The 21,615-nt window shown below is 66.5% G+C and carries 16 protein-coding genes and 1 pseudogene; 10 read left to right on the forward strand and 7 right to left on the reverse strand.

Features of this window, described 5'->3' with window-relative positions:
* Positions 1–280: 280 nt before the first annotated feature.
* The 6 genes and pseudogenes from ACFWPX_RS02830 to ACFWPX_RS02855 all read right to left on the reverse strand — a co-directional run bounded on the left by ACFWPX_RS02830 (position 281) and on the right by ACFWPX_RS02855 (position 6,143).
* On the reverse strand, positions 281–1,552 hold the full coding sequence (locus ACFWPX_RS02830) for a hypothetical protein (protein ID WP_378925382.1): 1,272 nt from the start codon (positions 1,550–1,552) through the stop codon (positions 281–283).
* Positions 1,553–1,977: 425 nt separating this feature from the next.
* Positions 1,978–2,661 (reverse strand): DsbA family protein, encoded by a 684-nt coding sequence (locus tag ACFWPX_RS02835; RefSeq protein ID WP_378925384.1) that lies wholly within the window; start codon positions 2,659–2,661, stop codon positions 1,978–1,980.
* A gap of 151 nt (positions 2,662–2,812) precedes the next feature.
* Positions 2,813–3,217: pseudogene (locus tag ACFWPX_RS02840) on the reverse strand (ATP-binding cassette domain-containing protein); the annotation flags it as partial.
* Positions 3,218–3,261: 44 nt separating this feature from the next.
* A complete protein-coding gene (locus ACFWPX_RS02845; RefSeq protein ID WP_378925386.1) occupies positions 3,262–4,158 on the reverse strand; it encodes a hypothetical protein in 897 nt (298 codons plus the stop codon).
* Positions 4,159–4,238: 80 nt separating this feature from the next.
* On the reverse strand, positions 4,239–5,042 hold the full coding sequence (locus tag ACFWPX_RS02850; RefSeq protein WP_378914127.1) for a DUF4239 domain-containing protein: 804 nt from the start codon (positions 5,040–5,042) through the stop codon (positions 4,239–4,241).
* A 237-nt stretch (positions 5,043–5,279) separates the two neighbouring features.
* Positions 5,280–6,143: an acyl-CoA thioesterase gene (locus ACFWPX_RS02855; protein ID WP_378925388.1), complete on the reverse strand. Its 864-nt coding sequence runs from the start codon at positions 6,141–6,143 to the stop codon at positions 5,280–5,282.
* Positions 6,144–6,470: 327 nt separating this feature from the next.
* On the opposite strand from ACFWPX_RS02855, the gene ACFWPX_RS02860 reads away from it, so the two are divergent.
* Entirely contained in the window at positions 6,471–7,232 is a 762-nt protein-coding gene (locus ACFWPX_RS02860) for a BTAD domain-containing putative transcriptional regulator (protein WP_378925390.1), read from the forward strand.
* 64 nt (positions 7,233–7,296) lie between these two features.
* Positions 7,297–9,015: a hypothetical protein gene (locus tag ACFWPX_RS02865; RefSeq protein ID WP_378925392.1), complete on the forward strand. Its 1,719-nt coding sequence runs from the start codon at positions 7,297–7,299 to the stop codon at positions 9,013–9,015.
* Here ACFWPX_RS02865 and ACFWPX_RS02870 read toward each other — a convergent pair.
* Positions 9,005–9,772: a BTAD domain-containing putative transcriptional regulator gene (locus tag ACFWPX_RS02870; protein WP_378925394.1), complete on the reverse strand. Its 768-nt coding sequence runs from the start codon at positions 9,770–9,772 to the stop codon at positions 9,005–9,007. The two genes, ACFWPX_RS02865 and ACFWPX_RS02870, sit on opposite strands and share 11 nt — an antisense overlap.
* Before the next feature lie 141 nt (positions 9,773–9,913).
* Here ACFWPX_RS02870 and ACFWPX_RS02875 point away from each other — a divergent pair, with 141 nt between their 5' ends.
* The 8 genes from ACFWPX_RS02875 (at position 9,914) to ACFWPX_RS02910 (ending at position 21,543) form a co-directional block, all read left to right on the forward strand.
* On the forward strand, positions 9,914–10,117 hold the full coding sequence (locus tag ACFWPX_RS02875; protein ID WP_378914132.1) for a hypothetical protein: 204 nt from the start codon (positions 9,914–9,916) through the stop codon (positions 10,115–10,117).
* Positions 10,118–10,182: 65 nt separating this feature from the next.
* Positions 10,183–12,594 (forward strand): hypothetical protein, encoded by a 2,412-nt coding sequence (locus tag ACFWPX_RS02880; protein WP_378925395.1) that lies wholly within the window; start codon positions 10,183–10,185, stop codon positions 12,592–12,594.
* A complete protein-coding gene (locus ACFWPX_RS02885) occupies positions 12,594–13,844 on the forward strand; it encodes a hypothetical protein (RefSeq protein ID WP_378925397.1) in 1,251 nt (416 codons plus the stop codon). Before ACFWPX_RS02880 ends, ACFWPX_RS02885 begins: the two co-directional genes overlap by 1 nt.
* A 24-nt stretch (positions 13,845–13,868) precedes the next feature.
* Positions 13,869–14,396 carry a hypothetical protein gene (locus ACFWPX_RS02890; protein ID WP_378914135.1) on the forward strand — a complete coding sequence of 176 codons (528 nt, stop codon included), beginning with the start codon at positions 13,869–13,871 and terminating at the stop codon, positions 14,394–14,396.
* 15 nt (positions 14,397–14,411) lie between these two features.
* Positions 14,412–15,734: a hypothetical protein gene (locus ACFWPX_RS02895; RefSeq protein WP_378925399.1), complete on the forward strand. Its 1,323-nt coding sequence runs from the start codon at positions 14,412–14,414 to the stop codon at positions 15,732–15,734.
* A gap of 51 nt (positions 15,735–15,785) precedes the next feature.
* Entirely contained in the window at positions 15,786–17,741 is a 1,956-nt protein-coding gene (locus ACFWPX_RS02900) for a hypothetical protein (RefSeq protein ID WP_378925401.1), read from the forward strand.
* Between the two features lie 22 nt (positions 17,742–17,763).
* Positions 17,764–19,938, forward strand: coding sequence for a glucosaminidase domain-containing protein (locus tag ACFWPX_RS02905; protein ID WP_378925403.1), 2,175 nt, complete (start codon positions 17,764–17,766; stop codon positions 19,936–19,938).
* A gap of 483 nt (positions 19,939–20,421) precedes the next feature.
* Positions 20,422–21,543 (forward strand): serine hydrolase domain-containing protein, encoded by a 1,122-nt coding sequence (locus ACFWPX_RS02910; protein WP_378925405.1) that lies wholly within the window; start codon positions 20,422–20,424, stop codon positions 21,541–21,543.
* Positions 21,544–21,615 lie beyond the last annotated feature (72 nt).

Raw genomic sequence — 21,615 nt, forward strand, 5'->3', positions numbered from 1 at the left:
GCGGCTCTTCCACCGCCCCCCCCCCCCCTGTGCCGTCGGGCGCACCCCCCCCCCCCCCCCCCCCCGCCCCCGCGCCCCCCCCCGCCCCCCCCCCCCCCCCCCCCCCGCCCCCCCCCCCCCCCCCACTACCGTGGGCACTGCGGCTCGTACTGTCGCCCGGTCGCGCGTTTGCTCAGCTATGGGCTGTGTCGTGTTCGGTGACGAATTCGAGGAGTCCGGGTACCCCGGGCAGACCTTTACCTATCGCGGCGGCCGTCCGTGCCGGGATACCCGACGATTCTCAATTGCTGAAGATGCTGCTCAGTGGCCCGAACAAGCCGGTGGACAGCAGACCGGTCGCATCGACGGTCCGAGACCGGGCCGGTGGCGGTGCCCAGGGTTGGATCGTCCAGCGCTGGGCGTAGCCGTCGCTCTTGTCCCGGCCGATCAGAACCCCGTCGCGATCGGTCCAGTAACTCACGACCGCCGGCAGATACTTGCGGTCGCTGGTGGACCAGATATGCGTCCCGTCGGTGGACCACCGCTGAGTGATGCCCTCACCCTGGTCTTGCCCGCAGCCGCGCATCTCCATCGCCGAGCTCTCCCCGCCCGGCTGTGGATCCTCGTCCGGGACAGGCTCGGAGTCGGTCTGCCACTTCTTGTCGTAGGCCCGGATCGAGTCGAACAGGACCTGCATGTCCCCGACCCAGGCACTGGGCGGACACGGATCCCATGTGTCCCGCACCTGCTGCTCCAGTTTCCGCGCGAACGCCGCCTGCTCCTCGTCGTTTCCGAACACGAGGCTGTCACCGATCACCTTCATGGTGTCTTTGACCAGCCCCTGCCACTCCTGCTCGTTTCCGGTCCACGCGGCAGGCATGGTCGCAGCCAGGCGCCGCTCACGAATGGCACGCGCGAAAGCAACACGGCGTGTCAGGGCATCGCCGGCATAGCTGCCGTTGGCACGAGCGCCGACACAGTGGTTGCCGATGTTCTGCAGGTCACGGACCGCGACGTTCACGATCTGGTTACGAGGCCCCGCATCGCTGCGGTCGTAGCTGGTCTCCAGATACCAGGCACACGCCATACTGCCGTCCGCATCGCCGAGCTCGAGTTCCGGAGGAGCGGTCCGCTGCAGCAGATACTTCGTGCCCTCCTTGTAATGGCTGAGGTCGGTGCTTTTGCCGAGCCGGGCGCGCAGACACCGGCCGGTGTCGTTGTTGGTGATGGTGAAGTCGCCATTCGGAAAGCCCGCCATACCCGCAATCCCTTCGTCGTTCGAACGAAACCGGACAACCGCGACTGTAGACATCGCCTGCGACGCGAACCTGCACCTACGCGAGCAGCGGCGAGCCGACACTTGAGCCGGTTCGGTCTCTTCGGGGTGACGGCCGCCCATGATCACACAGTGCGCCGTATCGACGCACCGGGTCGCCCACGACTTCATCAACCGCCCATCGACATCGACTTCCATCGACGCCTCGACATGGTCGGCGTCCCACACGGCGGTGCGGTAGGTGCAGGGCCGCTTCGAGAACACGCCGAACTTGCGGCGGGACTTGCTCGGCCGCACGCGCAAATGGCGTGGGACCCGAATAAGCGCCAGAAAGGGGCCGCGCCCATGTCGCGCGCAGTTGTCTGCGAGGCCCATGCTCGATAAGTGCCCTGCCGACCCGAGGCAACTGCCTGCTGTAGCGCCAACCATCAACGCGAAAACACCGCCATTCAACATTGCGAGTCACACGTCTTCGAACACCACTGAAGCCGAGTTCCGAAACCCGTTCGGATACAGGACTGAGCGAACTTGCTGTGACCGCTCAGGACGACCGAATCGAAACCAGTCCGTACCAGCGGACCCGCACCGTCAGATCGGATATGAATCCGCGATGACCAGGCGTTTCCAGTTGCCCATGTGTTGCGTGTCCTGCCGAGGGCGCGAACCCGCGACGTGACCGCACCGTCATCATGGGCTCCCACATCGATGCCTGAACATCGAGGTCACTCCACAGCGGCATCGAGAGCAGCAGCCAGGTCGCGGGACCCGCTCACCGTGATCTTCTCGCCGTTGAGGAAGAAGCTGGGTGTGCCCGCGACTCCCAGTGCGAGGCCTTCGTCGAAGTCCGAATTCACGCGCGCCGCGGTGCGCGGGTCGTTGTAGGCGATGTCGAAAGCGGTCATGTCCAAGCCGATTTCAGCGGCCAGGTTCCGGAACACCGTGTCCTGGGCGACGCGCTTCTCACCCCACTCCGCTTGGGTTTCGAACAGCCGCTGATACATCTTTTCGAAGTGCCCCTGCTGCGCGGCCGCCTCGGCGGCACGGGCGGCCCGGCCGGAGTTGACGTGCGACGGGATCGGGAAGTAGCGCACCACGAAGCTGACGCGATCTCCGTACTCGGCGCGCAGCCGCTCCATGGCCGGGAACATCGCCCGGCATGCCTCGCATTCGAAGTCCAGGAACTCCACCAGGGTCACCCTGGCACCTGCGGGGTCCGACAGCCGGTGGCTGTCCGGACGCACCACCGCGGCCGGTTCACCGGTCGATCCGGCCTCGGGCGCCGGAGCGCTCTGGGCACGGTCGTCGCTGCGTGCCGCTGCCAGCACAATCGCGCCGACGACGATGACGAGTACCGCGGCCAGCGTGGTCAGTATGCGGGTGCGGCGCGGCACCGGGCGGGCGTTCACCGCGCCCGACTACGGGCAAATGAGACAAACAGGATGATCTCGACCATGGTCGCCATGCTAGCGCCCGCCGGTCCCAACAATCCAAATTCCTCTGAATACAGAAATAGATGTACCGTTTGGGGCGACAGGCGTATCGTCGACGCGCTGGGCGATCGTCCAGATACTGGGTGGTGAGCAGCACTGTGGTGCCGTTGTCGGCCAGCCCCTTGACGGTCTTCCAGACCTCGATGCGTGACTGCGGATCGAGTCCGGCCGTCGGCTCATCGAGGAAGATGACCGGCGGGTTCCCGATGAGGCTCATCGCGATGTCGAGGCGACGGCGCATGCCGCCGGAATAGGTCGATACCTTGCGCGCCGCGGCCTCGGTGAGCGAGAAACGCTCGAGCAGTTCATCGGCGACAGCGCCGGGGTTCTCGAGCCGCCGGAGGTTGGCGACCAGCACGAGATTCTCATGTCCACTGAGGATTTCGTCGACAGCGGCGAACTGTCCGGTGAGGCTGATGGCCTCGCGCACTTTCTCCGGCTGGGTGGCGAGATCGAAGCCATGGACGCTTGCCAGGCGTGGGGTCGGCACTGCGATGTCTTTACGGCCCTCAGCGACTACTTCCGGCCACGCAGGCGAGCACGCGCGCCTGCGATGATCGTGATGATCATGACGGTCATGACCTGCAGCGCCGTGAGCGGAGGTGCAGGGGGTGGCTGAACACGTGCGGTGAACTCGACGGAGGGTGGCGGCAGCGGCAGCGGCGGCGGGATCGCTGCGGGGATCGATGGGATCACCTCGGGCAGTGGCATTGGGATAGGCACGGCGGCCGGTGCCACCGGTGTCGGTGGAATGGTCAGGGGGATAACGGGCTCCGGCAGATCCGGGACCGGTAGCAACAGCATGCAGGTCAGCAGGGCGCTGCCGGTCGCGGCGCTGCCGACGGCCACACTGCCCGCACCGGCCGAGCCCGAGCCGACGCTTCCGCTGGAACCGAGGCCGACCAGGCTCGAGCCCATGCCGCTACCGGTGACGATGCCAGACCCCAGTGCGGCGCTGCCGACTGCCGCGCTGCCGACACAGGCGGGAAGCACATGGTCGGGGTTGAGGAGCAGCAGGCCGCCGAGCGTGTCCGGGCCTGCGACCGGAGTCGTCAGCGCCGTACCGGGCACGGGATCGGAGGCCCCTGGATCCACGGCGGTTGGATCGATCGTCGCACGGGCGGCATCGATGCCGCTGGAAGTGCTCGGGCCGAGGCCGAGAGCTTGCCCGGCTGCCGGGTTCGGGACCATCCCCGCCGAGCTTCCGGTCGGCGCCGACGACCAGCCCGGTTCACTCGCGGCGCCGCTGCCGGTGCCGAGCCCCAGCTCCAGCCCGCCGGTTTGTCCGTCGCCCGCGGCGGCCTCGGTGCCCGGAGCCGCACTGCCGCTGATGATCTGGTCGATCGTCGGTATTCCCGGATCAGCCGCAGCGAGCGGTGAGTGGACGGCCAGCCCTGCCGCAGCCACCGACACCGCCGCGAATCCTCGTACTGCTCTTCGTTTTCCGCCCACTACGCCTCCGAAAGCCAAGTACTGATTGCTGTTCGACCCGGTCAACGAGGAATATCGCCGCTGGACGACGTTTCCGCGGCAAGGTGCTGGAAGCGCGCGAGCGCGAGTTCGTAGGCGTCCTTGGCGACGTGGTTACCGCCGGCGAACGGCCGATCCAGTTGATAGACAGCCACAATGACCGCACCGATCACCAGACCGAACAACCCGGTCATGAGGATGCTGCGCTTGGTGACCACAACACCGGAGAAGACGGTGCCGAACAACAGCATGGCAGTGGCGAACCACAAGGCGATGTAGAGAAACCAGGGCAACCGATAGCCGGCGTCCAGGCCACGGTCGAAGCGGGCATCGGTGATCGCCGCAACGGCAGTGGCGGTCTCCTCCTGGGCCGCCTTCGCGTCCGCGGTGGCAGCAGGCACGGAATTCACCGCCTCCCGCAGATCATCGAGCGTCGCCTGCGTGGACGAGCTCAGTCGGCGCTGTTCGTCCATGACCTGCCACTCCTCGTCGATCACCTGTCGGGTGTAGGCGGTCACCAGGGTTTGGATCTTCTCCCGATCCGGCTCGGGCATGCTGTTCGCGGACTCGTACACGCCCACCAGGGCTTTGCCCTCCGACACCGTGTGCGCGTGCGAGGTGTCGTACTGCTGCCACAGGATCACCACCACGAACGCCACGATGGCGGCGAAGAACATGTTGACCATGTCCAGCATCATCGAACCAGCACCGGAATCGTCGTCGTGCCGCCATGATTCGGGCCGCACCCGATCCCCCAGCACGAAGATCCCCACCGCGACGCCCACGAAAAGCGCCAATACCGCCAGCTGCAACAGAATTCCTAGCATTCCGCGACTCCGTTCCTGCCCGGGTGGAAGCGATCACAGGGTATTCGCGGCCGCCACCGGGATGGATTGCGATCCGAATCCCTTCCACGCCAACGATTTACGACCGACCGGTCGCTTTCGTGGCGCTGCCGCCGTGAACCCGGCCGACGCGCGATCGTTCGAAGACGGCGATCTCGAGCCCGGTGAGGAGCTGCTGTGGCTCCCGACGCCCCGTATACGACGTCGGCTCTGGAACGCTCAGTCGTGGGTTCTCGAGGAGTATCCGTCCGCGCGCATCAGGCCCTGCGCATCCACCGAAGCCACCAATTCGCCTGCGGACGTGAATATCTGAATCCGCGAGTACATGCGCCCCGCACCCGCGAAAGGACTCTCGCAGCGCAACAGCAGCCAGTCGTGCACGGTGAACGGACGATGGAAGGTGACAGTCTGGGCGAGCATGGCCGACTGCCCGCGGCCACCGCGCCGCGCGATCTCGGCCTGCGGATACGGGCGCGAGGCGACCGGGCCCAGGAAACCCTCACTGCCATGGGCCAATAGCGCCCGCGAGAACACAGGCAGATCGGGAGCCTTGTCGCAGCGCATCCACACATCCAGGGACGGCGGACCCGCGAGATCGAGCGCCAGCGCGTCCGCGCCACCGGGCGTCCGGACCTCCCACGGCAGCAGGGCACACGGCAGGTCGGCACACTCCTCCGGACCAGGCACCTCGGGCGGCAGTACGGCATCGTGCGCGAGAAAGTCCGGCTCGTCGACGCTGAGCATGGCCAGCACCCGGGCGTGCTCGCGCCCGTCCTGCCGGAACGACACCTGCACGGTGGCCAGCGCCTTCCCCGACTGGACGACCTCGACATCCACGTCGACCTCGCGATCGGCGTGCCCACCGCGCGGGAACACACCGTGCAGCGACTGCACCGCCATCTGCGGCACCGTGCGCTCGGCCGCGACCACCGCCTGCGCCAGCGTCTGACTGCCCAACGTCGTCGGCAGCGTCGAAGTCACGTTCCTCGCCCGAAATCGTCCGGGCGCGATCTCGCCGAGATCGAGCACTTCGAGCAGGTCGGCCAGGTCGACGACCGGCCAATTATCGGTTCCACCAGCCACTGCGGAATGCTCGCACACACCTCGACCTCCAGGGAAGCCACGATGAGCGGTGAGTGGGACACTTACTCTGGACGACCCCGCCGCACAGTGGTCACGTTAACGGGGACCGGCCACCAGCGATTCGAGTAGGAAACTACTCGTGTGAGGCTGTCGAACAAGAGGTCTCATTGATGTCGAGCTCATTGTTGTGTCGAGATCGATTGCGTTCTCAAAGGACGTACAGGCTATGTGGACATCAAAGTCGACCGTCGGCCGCGGCCGTCGAGCGAACCGGCCCGACGTCGCATGCGTCGGGTATCCCCGACTCGTGCCGATCGTGGCGGGACGATGATCACACCCGCGGATCCGGTCCCTTCCGATGCGGGACGAGCGTCCGCCCAACTCTCCTTGTTGGGCGGATTCGAACTCCGTATCGACGGCGTGGAGGCCGCGCTGCCGATGCACGCCCGCCGGGTCATCGCCTATCTGGCGCTGCGCAAGTCGAGCGACAGGGAATGCACTCGGCAGGTTCTCGCCGAACGTCTGTGGGAGGACTCTCCCCCGGTCCGATCGCTGGCCAGTCTGCGCACCGCGCTGTGGCGAATACGCCGCGTCGACCCCCATCTACTGACCGGCGACACCGAGCGCGTGGCCTTGGCCGACCATGTCGAGGTCGACGTCCATTGTTTCCGCCGGTACGCCGAAGGGCTGCTCTCCGGCGTCACCACCTGCGTACCGCCGGACGTGCGGCTGCTGTGTGGGGCGGCCGAGCTGCTACCCGGTTGGGACGAAGACTGGCTGATGTTGTTCCGCGAACAGGTCCGCATGCTGCGGCTGCATACCCTCGAGGCAGTGGCCCGCCGGTTGTGTGAGCAGGGGCGCCATCCTCAGGCCATCGACCTGATCCTGTGGGTGGTCGCGGAGGAACCGCTGCGCGAATCGGCCAGGGCGGTACTCATCGATGCCCACTTGGGCGCCGGAAACGCCGCCGAAGCGCACCGGCAGTTCCACTTGTTCGCCACCGGTCTGTGGCACGAACTCGCGCTGCGCCCCTCGCCCGAACTCGGTCGGCGCCTCGGTCTACCGGCCGCCGCCGCTACGGGGCATTGACGCTCGCGATCATGCCCGGGCAGCATCGTCGAACGGCCGGGTCCTTCGATCGCAAGGAATCACTATGTCGGCCGATTTCACCGATGCACCACCTCCGACGACGGTCGCGGGCTTACGCGCCGTAGCGATGCACATCCAGGAGCTGCGCGCGGTCGTCACACTCGATGCGACGACCGCTACCGCCTCCGCGGAAGCGCAGATGACCTATGAGATCGGCCCGCAGTCCGGGTCACCGATCTTCGATCTGCGCCAGTCCGTGCACTCCTGCCGACTCGACGGCGTCGCACTGCCACCGTCGATGATCGCCGCGCGCGATGTCGGCGCCGGGCCGCACAGTACGGTCCGGGTCCTCGACGTCGCGCAGAAGGCCGGATCGGTGCACCGATTGACCATGGCCTACCAGCTCGCGACGCCGACCGCTGATCTCGGAGGCGCCTATCCACCGGTGCTGCAGCTGTCGAACGGACGGGTGCGATGGTCGCTCGGTATGTCCGATCTGTTCGCCGGTCGGTATCTGGAAGCCTGGTTTCCTTCGAATCTTCCCTTCGACCGGTTTCCCTTCGCACTCGAATTGCGGATCATCGGCGACTCGGTCGCGCACTCGCTGATCACCAACGGCGATGCGACCGTCGTCGGGGTCAACTCGTGGGCCGTGCGTTTTCCCGCGTGGTTCACCACCATGTCCCCGCTGATCGAACTGCGACCCTCGGATACGGTGACCGTCAGATCCACGACCACCGTCCTGCCTGTCTCGCGGCGAGCGGTGATCGTCGAAACCTGGAAGCCGTTGGGGGGCAGCGAAAGCCTGGCCGCGCTCAACACCCGAATCGCCGAACTGCTGGCCGAGAACGAACGTACCTACGGCGAATTCCTCGGCACCAGGTTCGTCTGCTTCTTCCATGGCGCCTCCGGTGGGATGGAGTACGCCAACGCGGCCACGACCGCCGCGGGTGCGCTCGGCCACGAGGTGTTCCACTCCTGGTTCGCCCGGGGAGTCACCCCGGCCGCGCAGACCGACGGGTGGTGGGACGAGGCGTACACCAGTTTCCGCGATGACGGCGACACCCGGACCGAGCGATTCGACTACACCGAACCACCGGTCGAGTTGTGCTCACGCGCACCGTTCCAGCGCACGACACCGTCGTCGGCGTATGACCGGGGTGGCCGGTTGTTCCGGGGCATCGCCGAGCGGATCGGCGCCGACCGACTACGCACCCTGATGGCGGAGCTGTACCGCGCCCACCGTGCGATACCGGTCTCGACTGCGGTGTTGGAGTCGTGGCTGGTCTGTGGTTCCGGTGCGACGGATCTCGTCGACGCGTTTCACCGATTCGTCTACGGCTTCGGTGAACCGGCCCCCGACGCCCGCGTCACGTTGGTGGCCGATCCCGCCCCGTGGATCCGCCACGCCGCCGATCAGGCGGTAGCCCACTTGTCACCGAAATTCGGTCAGGACAACTGGTTTCATGCCAGGGTTCGCAATTCGGCGACCGCGGGAGCCTGCCGTCACTTCGTCGTCACCTTTACCGTCCGGACGACCACGGCAGCACCGGCCACGTATCCGGGTGACTTCTTCCCCGCGCTGACCGCGGCGGTCGGATTCGATCTGGCACCGGGTCGCCGGCGCACTGTCTCGGCACGCTGGCCCAGCGGTGCGGTACCCGCGCGCGGAACGAAGGTGACCGTGTTGGTGTCGGTCCATGCGCGGCGCTCGCATCCGGCCTCGGGCACCCACACCTGGGAGCAGGCGTCGACGGCACAGCGCCACATGACTATCGACTGATCGGCGGGCGGGCGGGCGGCGTCGCCACCATCCCCACCCTGCCGAACAATTCGGGCGAGGGCCAGATGCCGAGTTGACTCCACAGCAGCTCGGCGAAGATGCCGAGCTGCCGCCGCGCCTCGACCACATTGCTCTCGCACAGATGGGCCTCGATCAGTGCGGTCTGGGCCGATTCGCGCAGCGGCTCCTCGGCGACGACGGCGAGCATGACATCGATCGCCTCCAGATAGCGCCCCTGCCTGGACAATCGGCGCGCGTCCACCTCGAGTGCGTGTAACCGCAACTGCCGCAATTGTTCCCGAGCGAGCAGAAGCCAGGTCTCGTCCCATCCAGGGAGCAGGTCATTGGTGCGAGCCAGCAGTCGCGCCCGCTCGCGCGGACAGTCACGCTGCTCGGTCAGCATCTGCTCGGCGTTCCGGCGGAACTCGTGGACGTCGACCGCCACCCGATCGGCCAGCCGCAACCGCCCGCCCTCCCCCTGCACCAGCGCCGGGCCGGCCTGACGGATTCGCCACAGCGCCGTCCTGAGACTGGACCGCGAACGTTCCACGCTCGAGTCGGGCCATAGTCGTTCGGCGAGCACGCCCCGGTCGCAGTCCGGTTCGGCGATCTTGTCCAGCGACAGATAGGCCAGAACTCGGCGGGAATGCTGCGGGAGCGCGACATGCTTCGCGTCGACTCGCAGCGCGAATCCGCCGAGCAGGGAGATAGCGAGTTTCTGGTCGCTCGCGTCAGAAGCGCACGCGGACACCGGCATCGGAGTTCCCCTCTCACGGGCCCGGGTGTGGCCCAGTGCGGCAAGCCTGCGCCGGCGACGCTGCGGATTCGTCAACACGGCGTCAACACCGTCCACAGAGCGTTGACGCAATCGGGTAGGCCGATAGGCGACCGTCGGCCGATGACTGGCAACAAGAGCGGCGTGATCGTGGTGCGGGTATGGCGCGACACCGGTCGTTTGATCATTCGAGTACTGGCCGGAACCGATGACGCGAACTCGAGCCGCGAATGGGTTTTCGCCGACGTCGAGGCCACCCTGGCGTGCATCGGGGACCTACTGAACACCCTTCGCGAAGAAAAGGATTCGGATGACACGAAGTGTTGACGCTCGGTCATATCACGGACCCGCACAGTATGCCGAAACAGCCGTCGTTTGCGGAGGTGAACACAATGCGAGTCGACTCCTACATCGAGTCTCGCGGCGATTCCGAGGACTACGTTTCGCCCTTCGCGGGAATGTCCCCGCTGGGTGAGGCGACGGATCAGGCGACCGAACAGGCCGACCCGGAGTTCGACGAATCTCCGTTCGAGAGTTTCTCTTTCACCGAATCCCCGTTCGGCGAGCACACCTACTCCGAGGCCGATGAACAATCGCAACTGGCCACCGAGTTCCTCGAGACCATGCACGACGAGGAGTTCACCGAGGCGCTCGAGCAGCTCCTCAACGAAGGGGCCGCGCGTGCTTTGTCCGACGCTCAGCAGTGGACGGTCACCCCGTCCGAGGCCGAGTGCCGCGAGTCGCTGCAGGAGTGGATCGCCCCGCTCGTCACCGAGTGGGAACGCGCGATCGACAACTTCGCCGGCGGGCTGGAGAACGCCGATCTGCACGGGCTCGCCGAGCACGAAGTAGACGAGTTGCTCGATTCGCTCGAGACCCCGGCGGCCCTGGGCTCGGAAGCGTTCGAGAACTTCCTGGGCAAGCTGGTCCGCAAGGCCAAGAGATTCATCAAGTCGAAGATCAAGCAAGCCGTCGGATTCGTGAAGAACCCGATCAAGGGCGTCATCGGTATCGCCAAGAGTGGCCTGAAGACGATCAAGAGCGGCCTGCAGACCATCGGCAAGCACCTGATCGGCCCGCTGCTGAATCGGCTGAAGAAGATCGGGCTCTCGCTGCTCAAGGGCGTGGTCAAGAAGCTGATCAACCCACTCACCAAGATCCTGCCCGCCTCGATCCGTCCGCTGGTGCCGTTGCTCACCAAGCGGCTCGGCATCGGCGAGGCCGCCGACGAGGCCGACTATGAAGTCGACGGCGAGCTCGGTACCGCGGCTCTCATGGCAGAGGCGTTCGATCAGGAGCTGCTCGAGTTGTTCGCGGCCGAGGACGCTGACGAAGCCGAGGAAGCCGACTACGAAACGTTCGACGACGCCGAAGAGCCCGAGCACAACGTGGTCGCCGAGCTCGACGACGCTCGCGCGCGCCTGGCCGCCCAGCTGAGCGGTTACACCAGCTCCGAGGATCCGATCGCCGAGATCGAGCAGTTCGTGCCAGCGATCCTGGCCATCCGGCCGCTGATCAAACTCGGGCTGAAGGTCACCGGTGCGCGCACGAAGCTGGTCAACCTCATCGCGCGGCCACTCGCGAAATTGATCAGGGGGATGATCGGGCCCGAGGCCGCGCGCACCATCGCGAAGGTCGCCGGACAGGACCCCGCCACCATGCTGGCTCGGGCGGTCGTCGGCGTCGGCTTCACCGCGCTGGGTCTGGAATCGACAGACCAGCAGGAAGACACGATTGCGGGTGAGGCGCTGGCCTCTACCGTCGAAGCGACCGTAACGCGGGTACTCGACGAACTGACCGAGGAGGCGCTGAGCGATCCGCTGCAGGTGAGTGCCTCGGTCCAGCGCGCCTTCGCCGAAGCGGCCGCCGCGTATCTCCCGGACCGGCTGCTACGTGCCGATCTGCCCGAACGGGAGACCGCCGAAGAGGGTGGCTTCTGGGTGATGATGCCGCGCGCCACTCGGCCTCGCTACCGATTCCGCAAGTACACCAAGGTTTTCGCGGTGCCGATCCCCCGGCAGGTGGCGCGGGCGGTGCGCTGGAACGACGGTGGCACCCTCGAAACCTATCTGCTCGACCGTGGTGTCGGTCAGTGGCCGGTGCAGGCGGAGATCGACCTGTACGAGACGCTGCCGGGTACCCTGCCCGGTCACTTCACGAGGGACGAAACCCTGCCTGCCGCGGAGAGACCCGCCGATGACGAGTTCCAGCCGCTCACCGGCGAGGCCGCGGGGCTGCTGCTGCGTGAGCCCGCGCTCGGCCGGGCACGCAGAGTCGGCACCACACCGGGCGCCTATCGCCCGGTCCCCGGCCAGCGGTACTTCCGGGTGCGCGTGGGCAAGATGCCCGCCCGCAAGGCCCGTCGTCCCCGTCGCCTGACCGTCGTGCGCTGGGATCCGACAGCCAAACGCCTGGCCGTGGTGGTCAAACTGTCCGAACGGCGTGCTCGTGGTCTGCAGGCCCGCTTGCAGCGCACCGCACCGGCCGGTCAGCGTGACCTGCCCGCGGTGCTGTCGGCCCTGCGGGAGATCTTCTTGCCGCGCTTGCAGTATCGGATCGCCAAGCGACTGCTGAAGGCCACCTCGGTCACCGACCCCGCGGTCGCGGCCACGCTGGCAGGCAACCTCGCCGCGGCGACGAGCACCGGCATCGCCAACTACCTCACCCAGCGCGGCGCGCAATTCGCCGCCGCGGTGGCCGATCCGGCCGACGGTGTCACGCTCACGGTGACCTTCACCGGCGTGCAGGCAGGCGCTGGGCAGGTTCCGGTCCCCGAAGTCGTTGCTACTCCCGGGTTGTCGTGATGGCCGACGGGTTCACCACCGAGACCGCCGCGCTCGCCTCCGAGGCCAGGCATTGGCGCCGCGCCTGCGCGGCGCTGGCCGACCTCGAGGTCGGTGCCTCTGCCGCCGCGTGGCGTGAGCTGGAGACCTACCTGGGGATCAGCGTGCGAGCCACCTTGACCGCTCACGCCAAGCGACTCACCGCGCAGGCCGACCGGACACTGTTCACCATCAAGGCCGCGTCGAGTCCCGCCGATCTGAAGACCGCCCGTGCGGAACTGCTCACGCTCCGGCGCCGCTACAGCCGCGCCGAGGCGATCGTCGATTTCTATTGCGACGCGGTGAATACCAGAACGAACCCCCGGATGGCCGCCGTCCTGCGCGGACTGGACGCGCTGGCCGTGCACAGCATGGACCAGATACTGCGGCCGTTGGGAATCGATACTCCGCCGGTACTGACCTACCTCGACAAGGGGATGGGTGCCTCCATCCTGCGGGCGGGAGCGCGGCTATGGGACGCCACGCTCTCACCCGCCGCCGCCGTCAAGATCACCCGGCACAACCTGTGGCAGCCCACATCCCTGGTCCACGAGACCGGCCACCAGGTGGCCCATTTGACCGACTGGACAAAGGAATTGGCAGCCGCGCTGCACACGGCTCTGACCCCGCACAGTCCGCTGGCCGCCGATGCCTGGCAGAGCTGGGCGTCCGAGGTCGCGGCCGATGTCTACGCGTTCTGCCTACTCGGCTTCGCTCCGGTACCCGCGCTGGCCACCGTCGTGGACGGTCCGTCGCGTGCGGTGTTCCGGATGCCGATCGGAGATCCCCATCCCATCTCGGCGCTGCGGGTGCAGTTCAACGCGGCGCTGTGCCGATCCTGGTTCGGCACCGGCCCGTGGGACGACCTCGCGCGCCGGTGGATGGACCGACATCCCCTCGAGCACGCCGCCCCCGATGTCAGAGCTGTTGTGGGCGCGAGCATGTCGTTGCTGCCCGGCATCGTCGACGTGTGCACGCGCATGCCGATGCGCGCGTTCAACGGCGTCCCGCTCTCGGCCTTGGCCGACCCACGCCGCGTCTCGCCGAACGAGCTCAACCGGTTGGCAGATCGCGCGGGCGCCTCGCTGTACACCTCGACCTACCTGCAGCGAGTCGACCCGATGCGAATCCTGGCACTGACCGTACTGCGCGGCCTCGAATCACCGAATCCGCCGACGGAGATGGAGAACTGGTTGCGGCGGATGGGCGGCGATCGAGCCGTCGCCGCTTGATGAGCACAGAGAGAGGAAACCGAGATGGACAACGAACCGCCCCCGGTGATGACGCGCGAAGACGTCAAGAACCTCGTCGCGGAGGTGCTGCAACAGTCAGGCCGCCTTCCCGCGGACTGCCCACCACCGCCCAAGAGTGACCTCAAAGAAGGCAACGACTTCACCCTCGCCGCCTTCAGCATGCTGCAGTACAACCTGGGGTCGAGGAATCTCTCGTCCAACGGGCCGCTGACACAGACGTTGTCGGTCCGTGTCAACACCGACGACGAACTCGTATTCGACAAGGAGCTGCCCGACTACGCCGTTCAGGCCGTCGTCGTGCACAGCAACAAACTGCCTCCGCAAGTAGAGACCGTGCTCGGCGGGCAGATCCCCTGTCCGATCCCGCTGCGCGACCCCGCCTTCGCGGTCGCGGTGCAACTGCGGGACTGCCACAAGAAGATCCGTGACATCGCGTTCGTCACGCACGACCCCAAGCCATTGCCTTCGTGTGGAGACCCCTGCTGCCACGGTGGGCATTACCGCTCCCAGCCCGATACAGCATCCGAATAAGGAAGAGGCAGCGCCATGTTTCGCACCCTGGCCACACTGGTCGCCGCGCCGAACGATCCGTTCACGCCGGCGGACGCGGTTTTCACCTTTCATCCAGAGCAGTTGAGCCGATGGCTGGACGAAATCTGGGCATCGGGCGGCGTGTCCACCTTGGCGCCGATCTTCACCGACAATCCCGTCCCGCTCGGCGACCCGGCCGCCATCAGGATGACGGCGATTCCGAGCAACCTGATCCTCCAGTCCTTCCAATCCGGCGTCGCCCGTCCGGCTCCCCCGACAACCTTCCCACTCCCTTTCGGCTACAACCCGCCTGCGGTCGGCCTGGGCGGAAAGTTGCTGTGGGACCACATGTTCTATGCGTACCTGCTCGAAAGCACCGGCATCTTCGAGATCTTCGCGGAGGTCGTGCGGCGGTACGTCGTCGGCGAATCGCTGCCCGCGCCCTCGGTGGAGACGATGGCCTGGGTCCGTGCGACCGAAGAGCTGTTCTTTCGTGACCCGCCGTTGTTCCGGGTCGGCGGCCTCACCAGTCAGCTGCGCCCCGACGCCCGCGTCAACCGGCGCAATGCCTACTGGCGCATGTTCGGGCTCGATCTGCCCCACCCGACGCCAGGTGTGGCTGGTCAACCGTGGAAGCGAGATGCGGTCGCCACCAGCAACACCCGGTTCATCGAGATGTGGAACGAGCTGCTGCGGCAGGTGTGGCTGGGCATCGAGAACGACCGCAACACCTCCGGCTCGAATCCGACCGACTCGAGCTACGTCGCCTACCTCTGCCAGACCATCGGTGAGATGCTGCGGCTGCGGCGGCTCGGCGGAATGCTCTCGCGGGAAGAGTTCAGCAACGTCTGCATGCTGAGCTGGTTCCACCTCACCGTCGAGCACGAGAGCGCGGTGGTGCGCGACCTCAGCGCCAATGCGGGTCTCGCCGGCGGCAATCCGGCCGATCGATTGGCGACCGTCGGCGCTCGCGTCGGCGTGGCACCGTCCCGGCAGGCCCGTGAACTGTTCGAACTCGGGACGGTGGTCTCACCACTGCTGTGGTCGATCGAGCTGCGGATGTTCGACGCACCACAGCAAGCGGAGCTGCTGTACCGCTCCAGGGACATTGTCGACCCCCGTCCCGCGCAGACGATGAACCGGATCATCGACCTGTGGCAGTCGGCGACCGGTGAACGGGTCAAAGACCTGGCCGTCACGGTCCGCAAACCGGCGGCGCAGGTTCGGTCCGCGCAACCATCCAAGTTGCTGCCGACGAGCGTCCTCTCCGCCGGGAACGCACCCACGGCACCGTCGACGAACGGGCATCATCCCGCCGTCCGAGTCCCTCGGCCATGAGCCGCTGGTCCGCCGAGTCGCCACCAGCGCGACACCGATTGGGAGCTTGATATGACTACAGTTGCCGAATCGTCGATCTTCGCCTCGCCCGAGTCGACACCCGATACCGGCATGTGGCCCACTCGCGAAGATGTGTTCGCCGAGACCGTGGGCGACACCGAGTACGCCGCGGAAACCGGCTGGGGCCACGAGGAAGCCGATACCCCGTGGCACGAAAGCGGTGACAGCAGTGCGAGTTACGTCTCTGCGGCCGAGTACGACGAGGCGAGTGACTACGAAGACGACAACGAGGACGTGGAGTTCACCGAGACCGGCTATCACGAGGCCGACTACGAAACCGACTCTGAGGACGCCGACGCCTACGAGGACCCACAGCTCACCACGGTGACACCGGGTCGGCTGATCGTGCAGCGCCACCCGCTGCTGCGTTCGCACGCCGGGACCCCGCCGGACGTGTTGGTCGAATGGAACGGCATGGTCCAGCCGTCGGTGGTCGATGTGGTCGTCCATCTGCACGGGTACTCCGGGCACGGCGCGGCGATGAACATCGTCAAGCACAAGAAGCCCATCAGTGGCCTGGATTTCACCGACCCGGCGAACAAGGCCGCGGTCGGCCGCACGAACCCCACCCTGCTGGTGCTGCCGCGTGGCCATCACCAGCCGAAGGGGCGGTATGTGAATCAGCAGCGCTACACCTTCCCGGCATTGCTGAAACCTGGTGCGCTGCAATCGTTGATCGATGACGCGCTCGCCCGGTTCGCCACCGCGACCGGGGCCAGGGTGCGGCGGCACCGACTGATCCTGACCGCCCACTCCGGTGGCGGGGCGGCGCTGATGGCAATTCTGGCGCACACCGATCCGGACGAGGTGCACACCTTCGACGCGCTGTACAACGACCCGACGCCGCTCATCGCGTGGGCTCGTCAGCGGATGGCCGCGGGCACCGGCGCGCTGCGTGTCCTATACCGACCCGGCGAAGGGACCGCGCGGCACAGCGAGCGCGTCGGTGCGGCGGTCCGCGCCGCGGGTTCACCGAACTTCCGAGTCGAGCGCACCAGCGTGGCGCACAACGCGATTCCACGCACCTTCGGCTGGCAACTGCTGGCCGATCCCTCAGCCGATATGCGAGGCATCACCCGAGGCAAGGAAGCCGAGGACGAGTCGTTCGCGACGCAAGAGGGCGACGGCGAGTACTGGGGCGAAACCTCCGAGGAGGAAGCCGAGTACGTCGCCGAGTCCGACGCACACGAGTGCGCGTGCAAGGGACATCGAGCCGCCGAAGAGGAAGCCCCGACCAAGCGCACCCGGCGAACCCTCGGCAAGTGCGCGCCCGCACAGGACGACCGGACGCCCACAAAATCGTGGGCTGAGCAGCAGAAGAAGTTCGCCAAGCAGTGCAGTGTGAACAGTCGCAAATTCGATGCCAAGTCCCTGGCCGACTGCGCCTGCGCGGTCGGTGAACCACGCCAGGTGGCCATGGTCGCGATGGCTCGGGTCCGGGCCGCCGGACCGCTCGCGGCCAGACTGTTCCAGCATTTTCTCGACGCCACCGGCACCGAGGTCAATATCGACGTCCTCGATATGATCCGTCGCTCCAGTGGCGTGCGGGCCAAGATTCGCAAGTCGATCGCCCGCGGCGGCATGGCCGGGGTCACCCGGATCGAACAGAGCGAATACGGCGACACCGACCTGCAATTCGCCTACGGCGCCATCGACTGCGTCCAGTGGCGCGTGCTGCCACCCGCGGGCGCGAACTGGCGCAAGAATCCGGCCACCAAGATCGAGATCTCGATGCTCGACTACTACGAGTTCCATCCCGAACGCACGGCCGCGAGCCAGTGCGCGCATACCGCCTGCGTCGAACTCGTCGCCCGCCGTCAAGCGAAGAACTTCTGGACCAGCGGCCGAGCGGCCGTCAGCTGGGCCGATCTCGGCGGGAAACCCGCGCCCGCACCGGCGCGACCCCCGAAACAACGACGCGATGTCGTCTACCAGAACACCTACTGACGCGATCGATGAGGAGTCTGTCATGAGCACCGTTGCCGAATCGTCGATCTTCGCTTCGCCCGAATCGTCACCCGAATCCGGGTACTGGCCCACGCGCGAAGATGTGTTCGCCGAGATATCCGAAAGCGCCGACGAAACCGGTTGGCAGAACGAAGATTCCGCGACCACGCAGGCAGATTCCGAGTACCTCGGCGAGGTAGCGGAGGCCTATCTCGGCGAGAACTACACGGACAGTGCCGAATACGGCTATCAAAGCCTCGACGCCGAGGACGCCGATCAGGAAGCCGATTTGGAGGACGCGGATCCGGAAACCTTCGGATACGAGGACGCCGACTACGAAGACGTCGATCCCGAGTCGTCCGAGTACGGATATGCCGGGGAGGACGCCGGGTACGAAGAGGCCGACGAGGAAACCGCGCCCTACGGCGAAGAGGTCGACGGCGAAGAAATCGACTACGAAGAGGTCGAGAACGAAGACCTCGAGGAAGAGTCCGGTGAGGTCGAGGAGTACGAGTTCGATGAAACCTTCGGCGAGGACGAGGCTTTCATCGAAGGCGAGACCTTCCCCTCCGGACTGGTTCTGACGGCGCGGCCGGGACCGGAAGCACCCGGCCAAGAGCATTGGGATCCCAACAAGACCGGCCTGCCGCTCTATGACACCGGACCCGAAGTGCGTCGCCAGCAGATCTCCCCGCACTTCACCGTGGGTGAACTGGTCACCAGTGGCGGACGTGCGGCCGATCGGGCTCGTATCTCCCCCGCACTGATCCAATGCCTGGAGGCCATCCGGGTGCGCGCGGGCCGACCGGTCCGGATCAGCTCCGGGTATCGCTCGTGGGCTCGCAATGCCGCCGTGTACAAGCAGCGCAACAAGAAGCCAACCCTCAGCAGGCATTGCAGCGGCCAGGCCGCCGATATCACCATCGCCGGACTGACCGGGCTGCAGATCGCCGAGATCGCGATCGAGGCCTACGGCAACAACATCGGACTCGGGATCGGCAAAACCTTCGCACACGTCGATGTCCGAGGGCGGCCGGACACCTGGGCGTACTTCGGCGGCGCGGCGAAGACTGCCGCACTCGGTGCGGTCGAGCGTTACCGGTCGCGTGGTGCGAGACAGCCCAGGCCACGAGCGGTGCCAGGGCCGGCCCCGGCACCGCAACCGGCTCCCACGCCCACCCCCTCCGGGACAGGTGACCGAGCCAGGGGCATCGTGCGACGTGGCACCTTCAAGGCATGCTCGAAGCAGGAGCAACCCGGTGCTCGCGCGATGGCGGATCAGTGGAAGCGGCTGACGGGCCGCAGTGCGGGGACCCACTCCTGCCGCAAGACCACCTGGGGCACCCCGTCACTGCACGGTGAAGGCAGATCGATCGATCTGAATGCGCTGGTGTCGGACCCCCGCCAACGTGCCCAGGCCGATGCGTACGTCGCCTGGATGCAGGCCAACGCGGTCGAACTGCAGGTCGCGTACATCATCTGGAATCGCAGGCAGTGGAGCTGGCAATCCCGCGCCAAGGGCTGGCGGCCCTACGGCGGCACGAACCCGCACACCGATCACGTCCATGTCGACCTCAGCTGGGAAGGCGCGCTGACGCCCAGCCGACTGTTCGCAGGCCCGGTCCCCGGGCTCGGCTCGGGTACCGCGCCGACGCCGCCCGGACCGCGGCCGACACCGAAACCAGCGGGGAACGTGCCCGCCCACGTCGTCGAGTTCGTCCGCAAGTACCGCCCGCACGCCCAGGCCAACGAAGCGCGTTCGCGTATCCCCTGGCTGGTCACGCTCGGACAGGCCGCCCTGGAATCCGGGTGGGGCAAACGGTCCTGCGGCAACAACTACTTCGGCATCAAGGCCCGAACCACCCTCCCCGCAGCCCAACGAAAGCTGTGCCAGACCAAGGAAGTCCACAAGACGTCCACGGTGCAGTACCCGGAGGTCGTCTCGGTCACCCAACGTCCCGACGGCCGCTTCGACTACGTCGTCAAGGACTGGTTCCGCCTGTACAGCAGCCCGGCCGGCTCGTTCGACGATCACGCGCGCGTCCTACTGAACCGGCGCTACGCGAAAGCCTTCGCCCATACCCGAGACCCGTACGCTTTCGCCCGCGAGATAGCCGCCGCCGGATACGCCACCGCACCCGACTACGCCCGAGTCCTGACCGGCGTCATGAAGCTGATCGACAAAGTTCCCCAATGACCCGGGTACCAGCCCAACCGAGTACCACGGAGCCACGTCATAGCTGGAACTCCTTGACTTCTCCACCATCCGATCGCCCCTCAGGCGCTCAAAAGACGCCGGACTGCTCGGTAAACTCGGCACTGCGCTCCGGATCGAGTTGCCCATGCAGGCTGTCTACCTGACCCGACTACTTCAAGTACATAGCGGTCGGCCGTGACGCGCTTCAGTTCTCGCACGTCGGCCCGGAGTTTCCGCAGCTCCTCGGCGGCATCGCGGGTCACCCCGGGGACGCTGGCCGGTGTCGACCTGCTCGCGGCGGATCCAGTTGTGGACCCCCGGGTGATCGGGCTGTGATTCTTCAGCGCACCAGGTCAGATTCCCAGTCCGGCCATGAACCGGCCCGTGAACGCACCTGGTGGTCGCCTAGAATCTGTGGCAGCGTTTCTCGCTCGACCTCGTCCACCGGAGTGGGGCACCATGCGATTCACCCGAGCGGTTTCGATGGCAATCTCGACTGTGATCGTGATGTCGGCGTTCGTGGCGTCATGCGCACCCCCACCCGCGCAATTCCCTCGCGCCGAGATCGAATCCGAGCTGAATCAGCTCGTTAGCAGCGGCGGCATCCCTGGCGCGCAACTGGTGGCGACCAACGGCGACCGTGAGATCCAGCTCAATGGCGGGTTCGGCGACCTCACCGCCGAGACACCGTTCCCGGATGCGGCGCGCGTGCGGATAGCCAGCAATACCAAGACCTTTGTCGCTGCCGTCGTCCTGCAGCTGATCGCCGAAGGTAGCGTGGCACTCGACGCTCCGGTGGAGCACTATCTCCCCGGGACGATCGCGGGTCCAGGTGGCGACGGAACCCGGATCACCGTGCGCCAGCTGCTCAACCACACCAGCGGCATACCCGACTATCTGCCGTTGCTCGGACCGCTCTCCGAGGCCGATCTTCGCCGACCACGCCCCGTCGAGGAGTTGATCGACCTCGCGCTGGCCCAACCAGCGATATTCGAACCGGGTACGAGATTCCGCTACTCGAATACCAACTACCTGCTGATCGGACAAGTAGTCGAGCGCATCAGCGGTGCGTCGATCGCGGACGAAGTCACCCGACGGGTGATCCGCCCGCTCGACCTCACCGACACATACTGGCCGAATTATCCTGCGGAACAAGAGATCCGCGGACCACACCCGCGGGCCTACCACTACTTCGGTCACGAGCGTGTAGACATCACCGATATCGACCCCAACTGGGGGCTCCCGGATGGCGCCATGGTGTCGAGTGGGCGTGATCTGAATCGATTTCTCACCGCGCTACTGTCCGGCCGGGTGGTACCGGCAGCGGAGTTCGCCGAGATGACCCAGACCATTGCCGTCGATATCCCGGGAATCACCGGGGTCGGGCTCGGACTGTTCCGGCGGACCACCAGTTGCGGACTCGAGGTGTGGGGCCACAACGGCGGCATGGATGGTTTCGTGGTGCTCGTCGCCGCGACCGCGACCAGCGCCGTGACGATCAGTTTCAACCAGCTACCACGCACATCTGATGCCGCTCGATTCGAACCGAACGTGCTCATCGACAAGGTGCTGTGCACCGTCGGAGATCTGCCGAGCCATCGATGACACAGCGGTATCTCCGCGCGCCATACCTGCGGCGCCTAGTACTCCAGCCGACCGCCCAGCGAGCACCAGCGA

It is taken from the genome of Nocardia sp. NPDC058518, assembly GCF_042719655.1.
Taxonomy (GTDB): Bacteria; Actinomycetota; Actinomycetes; order Mycobacteriales; family Mycobacteriaceae; genus Nocardia.